The following is a 536-nucleotide window of genomic DNA, read 5'->3' as shown; positions in this document are numbered from 1 at the left end:
CACCCGGTGTTTGATCAATCGCTTCTTTTTTAATTCTAGCTACTTCATCGATTGCAGTCTTTGCTGCTATTTTCTTAACTATATTTGGTTGAATATGACTAACTGTTGTAACACCATCTTCTTTTGCTTGATCAACAGCTTGATTTATTTCTGTATGATTAATATTATTTTTTGCTTCTACTGCAGCTTCGTCTACTTTTGATTTTGCGGCTTCTTTTTCTTCTATAGTTGCATCAACATTATTGTCGATCTCTGTCTTCTTATTAATAACTTCATTATCAATTGCTTGTCTTGCTTCTGATTTTTTAAGCACATCTGGTTGGATTGCATTGATTGTATTCGTACCATTTGTTTTTGCTTCATCCACATCTGAATTAGTTATTGCTTCATTAATATGAGCTTTGGCTTCCGTTACCGCTTGGTCTACCTTCGCTTTGGCTGCCTCTTTTTCTTCTGTTGTCGCATCTGGTGTTTGATCAATCGCTTCTTTTTTAGCTTTTGCAACATCATCAATTGCTTGTCTTGCTTCTGATTTT

The 536-nt window shown here is 35.1% G+C and carries 1 protein-coding gene; it reads right to left on the bottom strand.

The annotated features are described in order from the left end of the window. Positions 1-536, bottom strand: a 536-nt coding sequence (locus HMPREF2578_RS08695) for a DUF1542 domain-containing protein (protein ID WP_141743950.1), incomplete at both ends; no start/stop codon positions are given.

The organism is Staphylococcus sp. HMSC072H03 (assembly GCF_001809305.1).
GTDB classification, from domain to species: domain Bacteria; phylum Bacillota; class Bacilli; order Staphylococcales; family Staphylococcaceae; genus Staphylococcus; species Staphylococcus hominis.
This window is presented reverse-complemented; position numbering and strand designations above follow the sequence as displayed.